Consider the following 13526-nt stretch of genomic DNA (forward strand, 5'->3'; position numbering starts at 1 on the left):
CGCCGCTACGCGCAGTGGCGCACCGGCAGCGGCTCCTGCAGGAGGTCCCGGTAGTAGCCTTCCAGCGCGGGGTCGCCGGGCACGAAGATGCCGTCCGGGGTGATCGTCACCGCCCGCCCGTCGAAGCTGCGATAGCCCAGCATCACGTTGGCCTCGGCATAGGACCGGGTTGCGCGCGCAAGGATGACGGTGGCGACGATCTCGCCAAGGCGGAGGCTGCGCGTCGCGTCGCTGCGCCACTGCACGCCGGCCGCGCTGCGCCCGAACGCGATGTTGCTGGCGAGCTTGTTGAGTTCGCCGCCGACGGTCATCGCGTCGAGGTCGGCGCCGGCATAGGGCTCCGCGGTGCCCTCGGTGCGATGCGCCCTGGCCACGTGCAGGCGCTGGCGCGTGTCCGGGTGGTGCGCGGCCTCGATCATCGGGCGTATCGGCTGGCCCTCCTCGAACCAGGCCTTGAGCACCGTCACGCAGGCACCGGCCACCACGGCGTTGCCCGCGCCATAGGAAGGATGCGCCGGGGCGCCGGCCGAATAGGCCATGGGCAGCAGCAGGTTGTCCTCCCGCGCATGCCGGGTGCCATGATTGGCCTCCCGGTTCAGCGCGCGGACCGCCGTCGCCGCCTGCGTGGCCATCGCCCATTCCGGAAGGCCAAAGCCGCGGCCGCGGACCGCCTGCATGGTCATCAGCCCCGCATGGGCCTCCGGCCGCAGCCGGCGATGCACCATCCATTTCTGCCGCCACACCACCTTCTGCGCGCGCTGCGCGACCTCGCCGAGCAGGGCAAGGAGATCGGGCGCCCCGAGCGTGGCTCCGGGGGCCTGTCGGGCAAGGCGCCGCCGATACGGATTGCCGGGGTCGGCCGGCGCCTTCCAGTCCAGCAGCAGCAGCGCCGCATTGATACAGGGCTGCTGCGGCGTTCCGCGATGCACCAGGCGGGCCAGGTCGCGCATCGTGCCGATGCGGCGCGGCGTCGCTTCATGCGCGGAGGGATCGTCGTCGAAGGCGTTCGCTTCCGTCGCATCGCGGCCATGCCTGTCGCGGCCGAGATCCTGCGCGCGCAGCCAGTCCTCGATGCATTGCAGGTAGTCGCGCCTCGGCGCGTAGGGGCGTTGCAACTGGCGCAGCGTATGGCTGCCGAAGGGCACGTCCTGCAGCAGGAACTGGCTGACCAGCGGCCCCTGCCGCTCGTCGGGAAGGCCCCCGCGGAACAGGGTGGAGCGGTCCAGCGCCAGCCTGCCATCGGCGTCGCAGGGCAGGTCGAGCCCGAGGCCGAGGCCAGGCCGCAGATGCAGGCCGGCATCCATGTCCTGCCCGGCCCGGTCGCTGTCCAGCGCGCGCGCGAAGGCGGCGGCGAGCTCGGCCACGGCGTCATCGGCCATGCGACCCGCGGCGCCCTCGCCGCCATGCAGCGCATCGAGCGGCACGTCGCGGCAGAGCGCCAGCCAGAACAGCTCCGTCATCTCCGCCGCGGTGCTGTCGGAAGCGAATTTCGGCGCGGGCCAGAGCTCGATGTCGAAGGGATCCACGCCGAGCGAATCCCGCGCGCGTCCCGCCTGCGGGTTGGACAGTGCGGCGGCCACCCCGCCCTGCGGCACGGTGCCGCGCGGGATATCCTCGAAGCTGGCGGAAGCCGGTCCGGGCCGGCGGTCGCCGGCGGCCTTCATCAGCAGGGCGTAGGCGGCGGGCTCCACCACGCCGTCGGCGTCATGCGGCAGCGTCTTGTGGAAGTTGCCGAGGAAAGGCGCGGCTTCGTCGCCATTGGGGGTGGGGACGCTCGGCGGTATGGTCGTCGGGCGCATTCAGGCAGGGAGCTCCGGTGGCAGCGCGGCCATTGGAAGACGGGACGCGGAGGCAACTCCAACGAAATGACCCGAAACAGCGGCGAAATCAGAACGAAGCGGGAAATCTCGGCATGGTTGTAACGGCGCTGGCGCCGGCACGGTTGCGTCCGGCACCCGTGCTGGGCGGGGCGGAGGCGCTGCGGCACCTGCGGCGCGATCCCGTGCTGAAGGCGGTGATCCGCCGTATCGGCCCTTGCACGCTGCGCCCCGTGAAGCGCGAGCCCTATGAGGCGCTGGTGCGCGCCATCGCGCATCAGCAGGTGCATGGCCGCGCGGCGGAAGCGATCCTGGGCCGCTTCATCGCACTGTATCCGGGCCACGACTTCCCACCCGCCACGTCCGTGCTGGAGACGCCGGTGGAGGCGATGCGCGGCTGCGGGCTTTCCGGCAGCAAGGTGGCGGCGATCCGCGACATCGCGGAGAAGGCGGCGGGCGGGCTGGTGCCGACGCGCAAGGTGGCCGCGCGCATCGCCGACGAGGCGCTGATCGAGCGGCTCTGCGCCATCCGCGGCGTCGGCCGCTGGACGGTGGAGATGCTGCTGATCTTCACGCTCGGCCGCCGCGACGTGCTGCCGGTGGACGATTTCGGCGTGCGCGAGGGCTGGCGCGTGGCGACCGGCGCGGAGGCGCAGGTGAAGCCGAAGGAGTTGGCCGCGATCGGCGAGGCGTGGGGGCCGTGGCGATCCATCGCCGCCTGGTATCTGTGGCGCGCGGCAGATGCGGCGAAGGCGAGTGCGTACAAGCCGCAGTAGGAGAGAATGGTGACGGGGATTTCCCCCACCCCGACCCTCCCCCGCGAAGGCGGGGGAGGGAGCAAGGCGCGATGACGCCCACGCTGCATCCGCGCCTGCTGAACGGGCGCGCCGGCGATCCCGCGGTGTTCGTGGAGGCGATGCACGCGCCGGGCGCGGTGCTGTTCGATTGCGGCGATCTCTCCGCGCTGTCCAACGGGCACCTGCTGCGCGTGCAGCTGCTGTGCGTGAGCCACGCGCATATGGATCACTGGGCGGATTTCGACCGGCTGCTGCGGCCACTGATCGGGCGCGAGGCGCTGCTGCGCGTCGTCGGCCCGCCGGGCTTCGCTGCGCTGCTGCATCACCGGCTCAACAGCTACGTCTGGAACCTGGTGGACCGCATCGCCGCACCGCTGGTCTTCGAGGTGACGGAGATCGCCGCGACCACGCCCTTTCCCGCCGCGCGGTTCCGCTTGCAGACGGGCTTCGCGCGGGAGGACCTGCCGCCCGTGACGCCGGAGGCGAATGGCACGCTGCTGCGCCTCGGCGCGCTCGGCCTGCGCGCTTCGGTGCTGGACCATGGCACGCGTTCGATCGGCTACGCGCTGAGCGAGGAGACGCATCTGAATGTCTGGCGCACGCGCCTGGCGGAGCGCGGGCTGGCGACAGGCAAGTGGCTGGCGGCGCTGAAGCGGGCGATCGCGGAGGAGCTGCCGGACGAGACGCCGATCGCAACGCCCGCGGGCGATCAGCCGCTCGGCGCACTGCGCGACCTGGTCGTGGCGACGCCGGGGCAGCGCGTCGCGTATCTCACTGATTTCGCCGACACGCCGGCGAACCGCGCGGCGGCGGTGGCGCTGGCGCGGGGCGCCGACACGCTGTTCATCGAGGCGCCGTTCCTCGCCGAGGATGCCGCGATCGCCGCGGACCGCATGCACCTGACCACGCGCGCGGCCGGAGAGATCGCGCGCGTGGCGGGGGTGCGGCGGCTGGAGCCGATGCATCTCTCTCCGCGCTACACCGGGCGCGAACAGGAATGGCTGGCGGAGGTGGAGGCGGCATTCGGCGGGGTGCTCAGCGCCTAGGCGCTGTTACTGTCAGGGCGAGCGGCCCCCACCCCGACCCTCCCCCGCAAGCGGGGGAGGGAGGACATGCGGATGTAGCCGTGCGATCAGCGCAGGGATGTTCTCGCGGAACGGGAAGAAGCCCTTCGTCGCCAGCGGCCAGCAGGCTTCGTCCCAGTCGCGACGCAGGCGGTGCAGCGTCACGCCGAGCCCATCCAGCGCCGTCGCCGTCCAGCCGACGGGCGACCAGGGCGTGACCACGGGCAGGCCATGGTCGCGCGCCCATTCCGCGACGCCGGCGGGCTCCAGCAGGGTGGCGGGAACGCCGAAGTGCTGCGCCGCGCGGTCCAGCCCGTCGCGCAGCGCGGCGCGCGCGTGGTCCGCGACCAGCGTCGCGCAGCCCAGCGGCGAGCGCGCCTCCGGGACCGCGATGCCGGCGATGGCGGCGACGGGCACGGTCGGGCGCAGCAGGCTTTCGGGATGCAAATCGTCCTCGTGCAGCAGCAGCGCGATGGGGGCGGCGGGCAGCGTATCGGGCCGCGGCAGGGGGCGCGGCGCGGGCGGCGGCGGCGCGGCGAGCGGCAGCGGGCTCTCGTTCAACTGGCCGACTGGATCGAAGCGGCCGAGCGTGTGCGTGCGGATGTTCTCGGCCCGCGCGACATAGTGCTTGCCGCGCGTCTGCATGCCCGCCACCCAGCGCCAGGACAGCGTGTTGGACGCGGCATCGCCATCCAGCAGGTGGCGCAGGAAGAAATCCGCGCCGAGCGTCCAGGGCAGGCCGAGCGTGAAGATCCAGATGCTGGCGAACCACATGCGCGCGTGGTTGTGCAGCCAGCCGCTCTCGCGCAGTTCCTCGGCCCAGGCATCGAAGCAGGCGATGCCGGTGCCGCCGGCCTCAGCGCGCGCGAGCGCCTCGCGCAGCGCGGGGCTATTCGCGACCACCGCACGGTCCTGCACGAGATCGCGGCGATACTGATCCCAGAGGCCCGGGCGAAGCTCCAAAAAACCCTTCCAGTAGCTGCGCCAGAACACCTCCTGCACGAATTTCCCGGACGCGGCGGCGCCGTGTTCGGCAAGCGCGGTTCCGACCAGCTCGGCCTCCGTCACCAGGCGGTGGCGCAGCGCGGGCGAAAGGCGGGAGATGTCGCGGCGCAGCCCCGGGCCGGGATCGGTGTTGCGGCCGTCCGCGTAGTCGCGACCCATGCGCGGGGCGAAGGCGGCCATGCGGGCCAGCGCGCCTGCGCGGTCGGCGGGGAAGGTTTCCATCGTCATCGCCCCGGCAGATCGGACCGGTGGCCGAAGGCGCAAGGCGCGGTTGGGATCGTGACGCCCCCACACCATATCCCCGCGTCCATGACCGATACCGACATCAGCGGCACCATCGCCTTCCTCGCGCTCATCGAGCGGCTGAAGGACACGCTGCGCAACAGCCGCACAAGCACCGGGCGCGTGGAGAGCACGGCGGAGCACACCTGGCGCGTGGCGCTGATGGCGCTGCTGCTGGGACCGGCGATGGGCGTCGATTCCGGCAAGCTGGTGAAGATCGTGCTGGTGCACGACCTGGCCGAGGCCTTCACCGGCGACCTGCCCGCCCCCGCGCCGCGCGCCCCCGGCGTGAAGGAAGCGCGGGAGCGGGAGGCGCTGGCGACGCTGACCATCACCCTGCCTTCCGCCCAGCGCGCCGAGCTCTTCGCGCTGTGGGAGGAGTACGAGAGCGGCAGCACGGCGGAAGGCCGGATCGCCAAGGGCCTCGACAAGCTGGAGACCATCCTGCAGCACGCCCAGGGCGTGAACCCGCCTGAGTTCGACCTGGCCTACAACCTCGGCTACGGCCGCAAGGAGACCGACGCGCATCCGGTGCTGGCCGCGTTTCGTGCGCGGCTGGACGAGGCGACGCGGGCCCGGCTTGCGGGCGAGGGCGTGATGCTGCCGGGGACGCCGGAACGCGCCTGATCCTGGCAGGTCGGTCGCGCCCTCACTCGCCCTCGCTCCGCTCGGGCACCCTCTCCCGCGCCGCGGGAGAGGGAAGCAAGGCCGCCATTGCCCTCTTCCGCTGTGCGGGAGAGCAAGGGGCCCGGCCGGCAGGCCGGGAGGGTGAGGGCGCGACCGACCGCCGGCGTCGAAGCGACCTGTCTACGCCTCCAGGAAGGCCGCAATCTCCGCCAGGAATGCTTGCGGGTTCTCGGCATGCAGCCAGTGTCCCGCTTTGATGCTTGCGAAGCGCGCCGCCGGAAACATCGCGCGGAATGTGTCCTCGTTCTCCGGACGGATGTAGTCGGAGGCATCGCCGGCCAGCACCAGCACCGGGCCGTCGTAGCGTCCGGGCAGGTCCGGCCAGCCGCCGATCACCGCCAATTCCGCCGCGATGACATCCAGCGCCACGCGCCAGCGCGGCGGGTCCTCGGCAAACAGAAGATTCTGCAGCAGGAAGCCGCGGAGCGCCGGGTTGGGCACGGCCTGCACCAGCGCCGCATCGGCCTCGCGCCGCGTCAGGCCGGGACGCAGCGGAATCGCCCGCATCGCCGCGACATACTGCGTGAAGATCGGCGTCGGGTAGGTCACCGGCGCGATGTCCGCCACGACCAGACGCGTCACGCCCTCCCCGTGGCCGAGCGCCAGCGCCATCGCGACCTTGCCGCCCATCGAATGCCCCACCACCGCGCAGGGCCAGGCGCCGACATCGCGCAGCGTCTGCGCGACATCCTCCGCCATCTCCGGATAGGACATGCTCGGCGCATGCGGCGAACTGCCATGATTGCGGAGGTCGAGCGTGAGCACGCGATGGCCGCGCGACGCCAGCGCCTTCTGGATCGCGCCGAAATTCTGGCCCGCGCCCAGCAGCCCGTGCAGGAAGGCCACCGGCGCGCCCTGCCCCGCTTCCGTGACGGCAAGCTTCATCGCGCCCTCCTCATCCCCGCGCCGCGACCAGCACGCTGATCACCACCAGCACGCCGCCGACGATCACGTCCCAGCCGATCGGCTCGCCGAGCCAGAGTGCCGAGACGAACACGCCGAAGGCCGGGATCAGCAGCAGCCACACCGAGGCCACCGCGCCCGGCAGCCGCCGCCCCGCCTCGATGACGCAGAAGGTGCCGATCGGCGCCGCGAACAGCCCGATGAACAGCGCATGCGGCCAGGACGGCGTGCCGATGCCGCCCTGCGGTTCCAGCAGCAGCGCCAGCGGACCCAGCACCAGCGTGCCCAAGCCGAAGCACCAGGGCAGCAATTCGAGCACCGGCGAGCGCGGTGGCCAGCGGCGGCTGGCGATGATGGCGAGCGTCCAGGCCAGGCTCGCCAGCACCAGCATGCCATGGCCGAGCAACACATCCCGGTCGCCCCAATCCACCGCCCAGGGGCCGATCAGCACCGCCGCGCCGGCCAGGCTGATCCCCGCCGCGATCCAGCGCCGCGCCGAGACGCGCTCGCCCAGCAGCAGGACGGACAGCGGAATCAGCCAATAGGCGATGACGTTGGACAGCACCGCGGTGCGCCCCGCCGGCACCAGCGCGACCGCCAGATGCGTCAGCACGAAGAAGCAGCCGAGCTGGAAGACGCCGAGGCCGATCACCGCGCGCATGTCCTGCCGCCGCGGCAGGTGCAGGCGCCCGAGGAAGGCGAGCAGCAGCGCCGCCACCAGCGCGGCGAGCGCGGCACGGCTCGTGCCGAACCAGAGCGGCGTCGCATCGGCCAGCGCCGCCTTGGTGACCGGCCAGGCGCCGCCGAACAGCACCACGGCGACCAGCACAAGGCGCAGCGCGGGTCCCATCGGTGTCGGCGCCGGCTGCGGCGCGGCTGCGCTCACCTCAGCCGGCCAGCCCGGCGAGGGCGGCGCGCATCGCCAGCGCCTCCGAAGCCTGGCCGGCGGGGCGGGGCGCGAGGTCGGCCTCGGTGACCATCGCGCCTTCCGCCACCTCGCGCGCCAGCGCCACACCGTGCGCAAGGCCGATCGGCACCGCGCCCATCGCGCGCGACCGCGTGGCGGGGACGCATTTGCCCCACACCGTCGCGCCGCCCTCGCCATCCAGCACCTCGCCCGCGCGCAGCTTGCGCTTGGCGACGGCGACGCAATCGGCGGTCCAGGTGGTGGAGCAGCCCGTGGGCTCCCGCCGCAGCGCAGCCGACGCCACGGAAACGCCGAGTTCCAACCCGATGAAATGGTAGGGCCGCCACAGCGCGGCATAGCGCCCGCTGTCGTCGGTCGCGACGCCGTATTCGGAGAAGCAGCGGCGCGCGTACTCCGTCTCGCCCTCGAACACGACATAGACGCCCCAGCGGAGGTTGTCCGGGATCTCCGCACCGTCGCGCGTGAGCGAGGACACCACCTCCACCATGCCCTTGCGCGGCAGCACGCCGCCCTCGTTGTGCGGGCGCAGCAGGTTCGGCAGTTGCGCCGTGCCGCAGGGCGGGAAGGCCAGGCCGTCCTCGGGCGGCGCCAGCGCGCAGGCATTGGCGATGGCCGCCATCTCGATGCCGGACTTCGTCCCGTCGAGGAAGGAGTTGAACATGCGCGGGTTCATGCCGCCGGCTTGCGCCTGTTCCGCGGTCAGCCCGTAGAAGTCCCAGACCGTCTCCGGCGTGGAAGCGTGGTACCGCGGCAGGTACTTTGTTCCTTTTCCCGCGGCGACCACGGAAAAGCCCGCGGCGCGGATCGTGTCCACCATCTGCGCCACCAAGGCGGGCTGGTCGCCATAGGCCATGGAATAGACCACGCCCGCGCGTTCCGCTTCCCGCGCCAGCACGGGGCCGGCGAGGACATCGGCCTCGACATTCACCATCACCACATGCTTGCCATGCGCGATGGCGTGGCGCGCATGGCGCAGGCCGGCCGCGGGATCGCCCGTCGCCTCCACCACCACCTCGACCAGCGGATCCGCGATGAGCGCGAGCGAATCCTCGGTGATCGGCGTCGCGGCGATCAGCGCCGCGTCCCAGCCGATCCGCGCCAGCGCCTGCTTCGCGCGCGGCGGCGAGAGGTCGGCGATGCCGTGGATCACCATCCCCGGCGTTCGCGCTGCCTGGTGCAGATACATCGAGCCGAACTTGCCGGCACCGATCACGGCGACGCGGATCGGCCGGCCCTCGGCCTCGCGCTTCAGCAGCAGACGATGCAGGTTCACGGCGTTCCGTTCGTCATGGCTGGTGCCAGCGGCGCGGCCCGTGGCCCGGCAGGTTCAGGCCCGATCCGGGCCGGCGGAGCAGCAGCAGCGCGCCGCCCGCGGCAACGAGCATGGCGATGCCCTGCGTCATGCCGCGCGCCGCGCGGCCGCCGATGCGCGCGGCCAGCACCAGCGCCACCAGCCCCGCCAGCAGCAGCGCCACGCCGACCACCGCTCATCCCACCGTCAGCATGATCTTGCCGATATGCGCGCTGCTTTCCATCAGGCGGTGCGCGGCCGCGGCCTCGGCGAGCGGAAAGCTGCGGAAGATGCGCGGCCCGCACTTGCCGGCTTCGAGCAGCGGCCAGACCTTGGCTTCCAGGGCTGCGGCGATGGCGCCCTTCTCCTTCGTCGTGCGCGGCCGCATCGTGCTGCCGGTGACTGTCAGGCGCTTGACCATGATCGGGCGCAGGTCGAGCCCGTCCACGACATGGCCATCGAGGAAGGCGATCATCACCAGCCGCCCGTCGAGCTTCAGGCAGCGGATGTTCCGCGCGAAATAGGGCGCGCCGACCATGTCGAGCACCACATCCACGCCCTTGCCGCCGGTGGCCGCCTTCACCGCCTCGACGAAATCCTGCTCGCGGTAGTTCACGCCGGTGTCGGCGCCAAGCTCCGCGCAGGCCGCGACCTTCTCCGCGCTGCCGGCGGTCGCGATCACCGTCGCGCCAAACGCCTTGGCGAGCTGGATCGCGGTGACACCGATGCCGGAGGTGCCGCCATGGATCAGCACGGTCTCGCCGGCCACGAGCCTTCCATGGCCGAACAGGTTGGCGAAGACGGTGAAATAGGTCTCCGGCAGCGCGGCGGCGCGGAGCGCGTCATAGCCCTTCGGCCAGGGCAGCGTCTGGGCTTCCGGCGCCGTGCAGTATTCGGCATAGGCCCCGCCATTGGTCAGCGCGGTCACGCGGTCACCGATCTTCCAGCGCGCCACGCCCTCGCCGACCGCCACCACTTCGCCGGCGCATTCCAGGCCGATCACCGGGCTCGCGCCGGGCGGCGGCGGGTAGCTGCCGCTGCGCTGCGCGACATCGGGGCGGTTCACGCCGATGGCCATGGTGCGGATCAGCACCTCGTCGGCGCGGGGCGCCGGCACCGGGCCGCGCTGCGCCGCCAGCACCTCCGGCCCGCCGCCCGCGCCATGACCGATCAGCGTCATTTCCTGCGGAACCGCAACCATGCCGTGCATCCTCTGCTGCAACCGGAGGGACCACGGCGAGGGCTCGGCGGTCAAGACGGCCGCCGAGGCTTGCGCCCCGCGCTTCGCCGATGTGAGCTAGCGGCGAGGAAAGGGAGAAGCTGCCCCATGCACGAGCGCGTCCGCTCGATGGCGCGCCGCGCTCTGTTCGGCCGCAGGGCGCTGGCCCTCGCGGCGGCGGCGAGCCTCGCGGGACCCGCGCGGCCCGCCCTGGCACAGCAGCCCGCCCAGCCGGCGGCGGAGCTTCGGCTCGGCGCGCTGTTCCCGCTCTCCGGCCCGCTCGCGCTGCTCGGCGACGAGAGCTTCCGCGGCGTCGAGCTGGCGGTGGAGGAGCGCAATGCCGCGGGCGGGGTGCTCGGCCGGCCGGCCAGGCTGGTGCGTGCCGACGTGCCCGACGAAGCGACAGCCGTGGCGGAGGCGCGGAAGCTGACGGCCGGCGCCGATCGTGTCGCGGCGATCTTCGGCAGCTATGCGGCCGCCATCGCGCTGCCGGCCTCCCAGGTGGCGGAAGCCGCCGGCGTGCCCTGGTTCGAGCTGAACGCGATCAGCGATGCCGTCATGGACCGCGGTTTCCGCTGGGTGTTCCGCGCCTCGCCCTCCGCCGCCGATTTCGCCGCCGCCGGCATCGCCGCCGTGACGGAGGTCCTGTCGCCGGCGCTGCAACTGGCGCCCGATGCGCTGCGGCTCGCCATCGCGCAACAGGATGCGCAGGGCGCCCAGTCGGTTGCCGATGCGCAGGAGGCGCTGGCCAAGGTGCGTGGCCTGACTCTGGTGGAGCGTGCGACCTATGCCGCGCGCGCCGCCGACCTCAACGCCCTGGTGCAGCGGCTGCGCGGGCTGGAGGCGGATGTGGTGCTTCACACCGGCGCGCCGGGCGACGAGGTGCTGCTGTTCCGCGCGCTTCGCGAGGCGAACTGGCAGCCCCGCATGGTGATCGGCACCGCCGGCGGCTACGGGCTGACGGAAACCGCGCGCAGCATCGGCGACGCCTTCCTCGGTGCGATGAGCGCGGACTGGACGCCCTTCGCGGTGAACGAGCGCTTCGCGCCCGGGGCGCGCGCCTTCGCGGAAGCCTATCTGCGCCGCTACGGCGCGGAGCCGCGCTCCGGCATCAGCCTCGCGTGCTTCGTCGGCGCGCGGCTGTTCCTCGAAGCCCTGCAGCGCGGCGGCGGGGTGGAGAAGGAGAAGGTGCGCGCCGGCGTGCTGGCGCTCGACCTGGCGGAGGCGACGACGGCGACGGGCTGGGGCGCGCGCTTCGACGAGCGCGGGCAGAACCTGCGCGCCAAGCCGGTGCTGTGCCAGTGGCAGGCCGAGCAGCAGCTCATGCGCCAGGTCGCGATCGAGCCGGCCGCGGCGGCGGTGGCGAGCGTGGTGCCGCGGCTGGGACGCTGAGGCCTCAGCCCGCGGCGCAGCGTTCCACCTCCGCGCGGAAGGCGGCGGCAAGGCGCGACGGCACGCGGCCGCGCGGCACCACCAGCGTGACTTCCAGCGGGATGCGCGGGGCCAGCTTGCGGATGACGAGCCCCTGCGCCGCCGCTTCCGCCAGGCCGAAGCCGTCCAGCACCGCGACGCCCGCCCCGGCGCGCACCAGCGCGCAGGCGATGGAGGATTGCGAGACCTCGATGGCGATTCGCCCGCTGAGCCCCGCCGCATCCTGCGCATCGCGCACCAGCAGCCCGACCGGCTGCTGCGGGCCGAGCGAGATCACCGGATGCGCGGCAAGCTCCGCCAGCGTCAGCCTTCGCCGCGGCGCCAGCGCATGGCGCGACGGCAGCGCGACGCCGATCTCCGACGCGCAGAGCAGCCGCGCCTCCACCCGCGCATCGCCCGTGCCGCCGAGGATGACGCCGAGATCGGCCTGATGGTCCGCGACCTGGTTCACCACCTCCAGCGCCGACATCGCGCGCAGCCGCACGCGGACATCGGGCCGCGCCCCGCGGAAGGAAGCGACGGCCGCCGGCAGCAGCGCCGTGGCCAGCACCGGCACGGCGGCGATGGAAAGCTGGCCGCTGCGCCCGGCGCGCAACGCGCCCGCCAGCCGCTCCAGCCCATCCAGCGCGGCGAAGGCGCCGAGCAGCTCCGGCAGCAGGGCATGCGCCTCCGGCGTCGGCACCAGGCGCTTCGCCTCGCGCCGGAACAGCGCGAAGCCCAGGCGCTCCTCCGCCTGGCGCAGCATCTTGCTGGCGGAGGGCTGGCTCATGCCGAGCTCCGCCGCTGCGGCGGTGACGCCGCCGGCTTCCATCACGGCGCGGAAGACATCGAGTTCGCGCAGGTTGAGGAGCATAGCCATGTGGCTATGGATACGCCGCTTCCGGCTATTTGACAGCATGAAGCGGCGGGCCGACCCTCCGCCGCATCGCAAGGGAGGCGTCGTCCGGTGAAGCTCCGGTCCATCGAGGGATTCCTGGTCGGCTTCTCGCCAAGCCCGGCGCTCGGCAACGCCTCTACCTTCATCCGCCGGCGCGACTTCCTGCTGCTGCGTTTGACCGCCGAGGATGGCAGCACCGGCTGGGGCGAGGTGGCGAACGGCCCCTTCGCGGCTTCCGGCCATGCCCGCGCGAAGTTGCCGCCGCTGCTGCTGGGGCAGGATGTGACGCAGCCCGGGCGGCTGTTCCACGCGATGCTCGGCACGCTGGGCTACGACCGGCGGGGGTCGGCGATGATGGCGGTGTCCGCGGCTGACATGGCGCTGCACGACCTCGCGGCGCGGGCGCAGGGCATCAGCGTGGCGCGGCTGCTGGGTGGCGCGTTGCGCGACCGGCTGCCGGCCTATGCGAGCGGCCCCTTCATCGCGGAAGGCGGCGATCCCTACGGCGCCTATCCCGCGCAGGTGGACGACCTGCTCAGGCGGAACTTCCGCGCCATCAAGCCGCGCGTCGGCGCCCATCCGCGCAAGGACGGCACGGTGATGCGCGCGATGCGCAAGCAGGCCGGCGACGACGTCGCGCTGATGGTGGACATCAACCAGGGCTACACGGTCGGCGCCGCGCTCGAGAGCATCCGCCACATGGAGGAGGCCGACCTGCTCTGGGTCGAGGAGCCGCTGCAGCCCGAGGACATCGCCGGCTGCCGCAGCGTGGCGCACTCCGCGCGCTGCGCCATCGCCGGCGGCGAAGCGCTGGGCAGCCTCGCGGCGTTCCGCGATGTGCTGGCGGCGGGCTGCTATGCGGTGCTGCAGCCGGATCTCTGCGTCTGCGGCGGCTTCAGCGGCTTCCGCCGGGTCGCCGCGCTGGCGGATGCCTTCGACGTGCCAGCGATGCCGCATGTCTTCGGCACGCTGGTGAACGCGCATGCCGCAATTCAGATGGGCGCTCTGCTCACCACGCGGCGCGGCGGCGGGCCGATGCCCTATCCCTTCATGGAAGTGGACGTCACGCCGAACCCGCTGCTGACGCTGCTCGGGTCGATGGACCCGCGCGCTGACGGCACGGTCGCTGTGCCCGATGCGCCCGGCCTGGGCTTCGACCTGGCGCCGGAGCGGCTGGCGCCCTGGCTGGTCGAACAGTGGCGGGTCGAGGCGGGGTGAGACGGGG

Annotated in this window: 13 protein-coding genes; 5 read left to right on the forward strand and 8 right to left on the reverse strand. The window is 72.8% G+C overall.

Annotated features, from left to right (window positions below):
• Nucleotides 1-5 precede the first annotated feature (5 nt).
• Complete coding sequence (locus E4T13_RS09775) at nt 6-1799, reverse strand: hypothetical protein (protein ID WP_137178082.1); 1794 nt, start codon at nt 1797-1799, stop codon at nt 6-8.
• Nucleotides 1800-1912: 113 nt separating this feature from the next.
• Between E4T13_RS09775 and E4T13_RS09780 the strand changes: the two genes are divergently transcribed.
• Together E4T13_RS09780 and E4T13_RS09785 are read left to right on the forward strand one after the other, a co-directional pair.
• Complete coding sequence (locus E4T13_RS09780) at nt 1913-2593, forward strand: DNA-3-methyladenine glycosylase (protein ID WP_137178083.1); 681 nt, start codon at nt 1913-1915, stop codon at nt 2591-2593.
• A gap of 71 nt (nt 2594-2664) precedes the next feature.
• Nucleotides 2665-3660: an MBL fold metallo-hydrolase gene (locus E4T13_RS09785; protein ID WP_137178084.1), complete on the forward strand. Its 996-nt coding sequence runs from the start codon at nt 2665-2667 to the stop codon at nt 3658-3660.
• Between the two features lie 12 nt (nt 3661-3672).
• Here E4T13_RS09785 and E4T13_RS09790 read toward each other — a convergent pair whose 3' ends face one another.
• Nucleotides 3673-4905 carry an FAD-binding domain-containing protein gene (locus tag E4T13_RS09790; RefSeq protein WP_137178085.1) on the reverse strand — a complete coding sequence of 411 codons (1233 nt, stop codon included), beginning with the start codon at nt 4903-4905 and terminating at the stop codon, nt 3673-3675.
• 87 nt (nt 4906-4992) lie between these two features.
• Between E4T13_RS09790 and E4T13_RS09795 the strand changes: the two genes are divergently transcribed.
• Nucleotides 4993-5592 carry an HD family hydrolase gene (locus E4T13_RS09795; RefSeq protein ID WP_137178086.1) on the forward strand — a complete coding sequence of 200 codons (600 nt, stop codon included), beginning with the start codon at nt 4993-4995 and terminating at the stop codon, nt 5590-5592.
• A 180-nt stretch (nt 5593-5772) separates the two neighbouring features.
• On the opposite strand, the gene E4T13_RS09800 is transcribed toward E4T13_RS09795, so the two are convergent.
• Genes E4T13_RS09800 through E4T13_RS09820 form a run of 5 tightly spaced genes read right to left on the reverse strand, consistent with a single transcriptional unit; the run spans nt 5773 to nt 9975 of the window.
• Nucleotides 5773-6537, reverse strand: a complete 765-nt coding sequence (locus E4T13_RS09800; protein ID WP_137178087.1) for an alpha/beta fold hydrolase — start codon at nt 6535-6537, stop codon at nt 5773-5775.
• A 10-nt stretch (nt 6538-6547) separates the two neighbouring features.
• Entirely contained in the window at nt 6548-7441 is an 894-nt protein-coding gene (locus E4T13_RS09805) for a DMT family transporter (protein WP_240791064.1), read from the reverse strand.
• A 1-nt stretch (nt 7442) separates the two neighbouring features.
• Nucleotides 7443-8756 carry an NAD(P)H-dependent oxidoreductase gene (locus E4T13_RS09810; RefSeq protein ID WP_137178088.1) on the reverse strand — a complete coding sequence of 438 codons (1314 nt, stop codon included), beginning with the start codon at nt 8754-8756 and terminating at the stop codon, nt 7443-7445.
• Between the two features lie 13 nt (nt 8757-8769).
• Nucleotides 8770-8967 carry a hypothetical protein gene (locus E4T13_RS09815; RefSeq protein WP_137178089.1) on the reverse strand — a complete coding sequence of 66 codons (198 nt, stop codon included), beginning with the start codon at nt 8965-8967 and terminating at the stop codon, nt 8770-8772.
• A gap of 3 nt (nt 8968-8970) precedes the next feature.
• Nucleotides 8971-9975 (reverse strand): NAD(P)H-quinone oxidoreductase, encoded by a 1005-nt coding sequence (locus E4T13_RS09820; protein ID WP_137178090.1) that lies wholly within the window; start codon nt 9973-9975, stop codon nt 8971-8973.
• 126 nt (nt 9976-10101) lie between these two features.
• On the opposite strand from E4T13_RS09820, the gene E4T13_RS09825 reads away from it, so the two are divergent.
• Nucleotides 10102-11385: an ABC transporter substrate-binding protein gene (locus E4T13_RS09825; RefSeq protein ID WP_170984906.1), complete on the forward strand. Its 1284-nt coding sequence runs from the start codon at nt 10102-10104 to the stop codon at nt 11383-11385.
• A gap of 4 nt (nt 11386-11389) precedes the next feature.
• Here the strand turns inward: E4T13_RS09825 and E4T13_RS09830 are convergent, their stop codons facing one another.
• The gene (locus E4T13_RS09830) at nt 11390-12283 is read right to left on the reverse strand and encodes a LysR family transcriptional regulator (protein WP_170984907.1); all 894 of its coding nucleotides are present in this window, start codon (nt 12281-12283) and stop codon (nt 11390-11392) included.
• 87 nt (nt 12284-12370) lie between these two features.
• Here E4T13_RS09830 and E4T13_RS09835 point away from each other — a divergent pair, with 87 nt between their 5' ends.
• Nucleotides 12371-13519 carry a mandelate racemase/muconate lactonizing enzyme family protein gene (locus tag E4T13_RS09835; protein ID WP_137178093.1) on the forward strand — a complete coding sequence of 383 codons (1149 nt, stop codon included), beginning with the start codon at nt 12371-12373 and terminating at the stop codon, nt 13517-13519.
• Nucleotides 13520-13526 lie beyond the last annotated feature (7 nt).

Source organism: Roseomonas sp. AR75 (assembly GCF_005222815.1).
Lineage (GTDB): Bacteria > Pseudomonadota > Alphaproteobacteria > Acetobacterales > Acetobacteraceae > Falsiroseomonas.

Bases quoted from the DNA above. Each gene is read 5' to 3' on its own strand.
- E4T13_RS09775 (WP_137178082.1), bottom strand. From the start codon at position 1,799: ATGCGCCCGACGACCATACCGCCGAGCGTCCCCACCCCCAATGGCGAC.
- E4T13_RS09780 (WP_137178083.1), top strand. From the start codon at position 1,913: ATGGTTGTAACGGCGCTGGCGCCGGCACGGTTGCGTCCGGCACCCGTG.
- E4T13_RS09785 (WP_137178084.1), top strand. From the start codon at position 2,665: ATGACGCCCACGCTGCATCCGCGCCTGCTGAACGGGCGCGCCGGCGAT.
- E4T13_RS09790 (WP_137178085.1), bottom strand. From the start codon at position 4,905: ATGGAAACCTTCCCCGCCGACCGCGCAGGCGCGCTGGCCCGCATGGCC.
- E4T13_RS09795 (WP_137178086.1), top strand. From the start codon at position 4,993: ATGACCGATACCGACATCAGCGGCACCATCGCCTTCCTCGCGCTCATC.
- E4T13_RS09800 (WP_137178087.1), bottom strand. From the start codon at position 6,537: ATGAAGCTTGCCGTCACGGAAGCGGGGCAGGGCGCGCCGGTGGCCTTC.
- E4T13_RS09820 (WP_137178090.1), bottom strand. From the start codon at position 9,975: ATGGTTGCGGTTCCGCAGGAAATGACGCTGATCGGTCATGGCGCGGGC.
- E4T13_RS09825 (WP_170984906.1), top strand. From the start codon at position 10,102: ATGCACGAGCGCGTCCGCTCGATGGCGCGCCGCGCTCTGTTCGGCCGC.
- E4T13_RS09830 (WP_170984907.1), bottom strand. From the start codon at position 12,283: ATGGCTATGCTCCTCAACCTGCGCGAACTCGATGTCTTCCGCGCCGTG.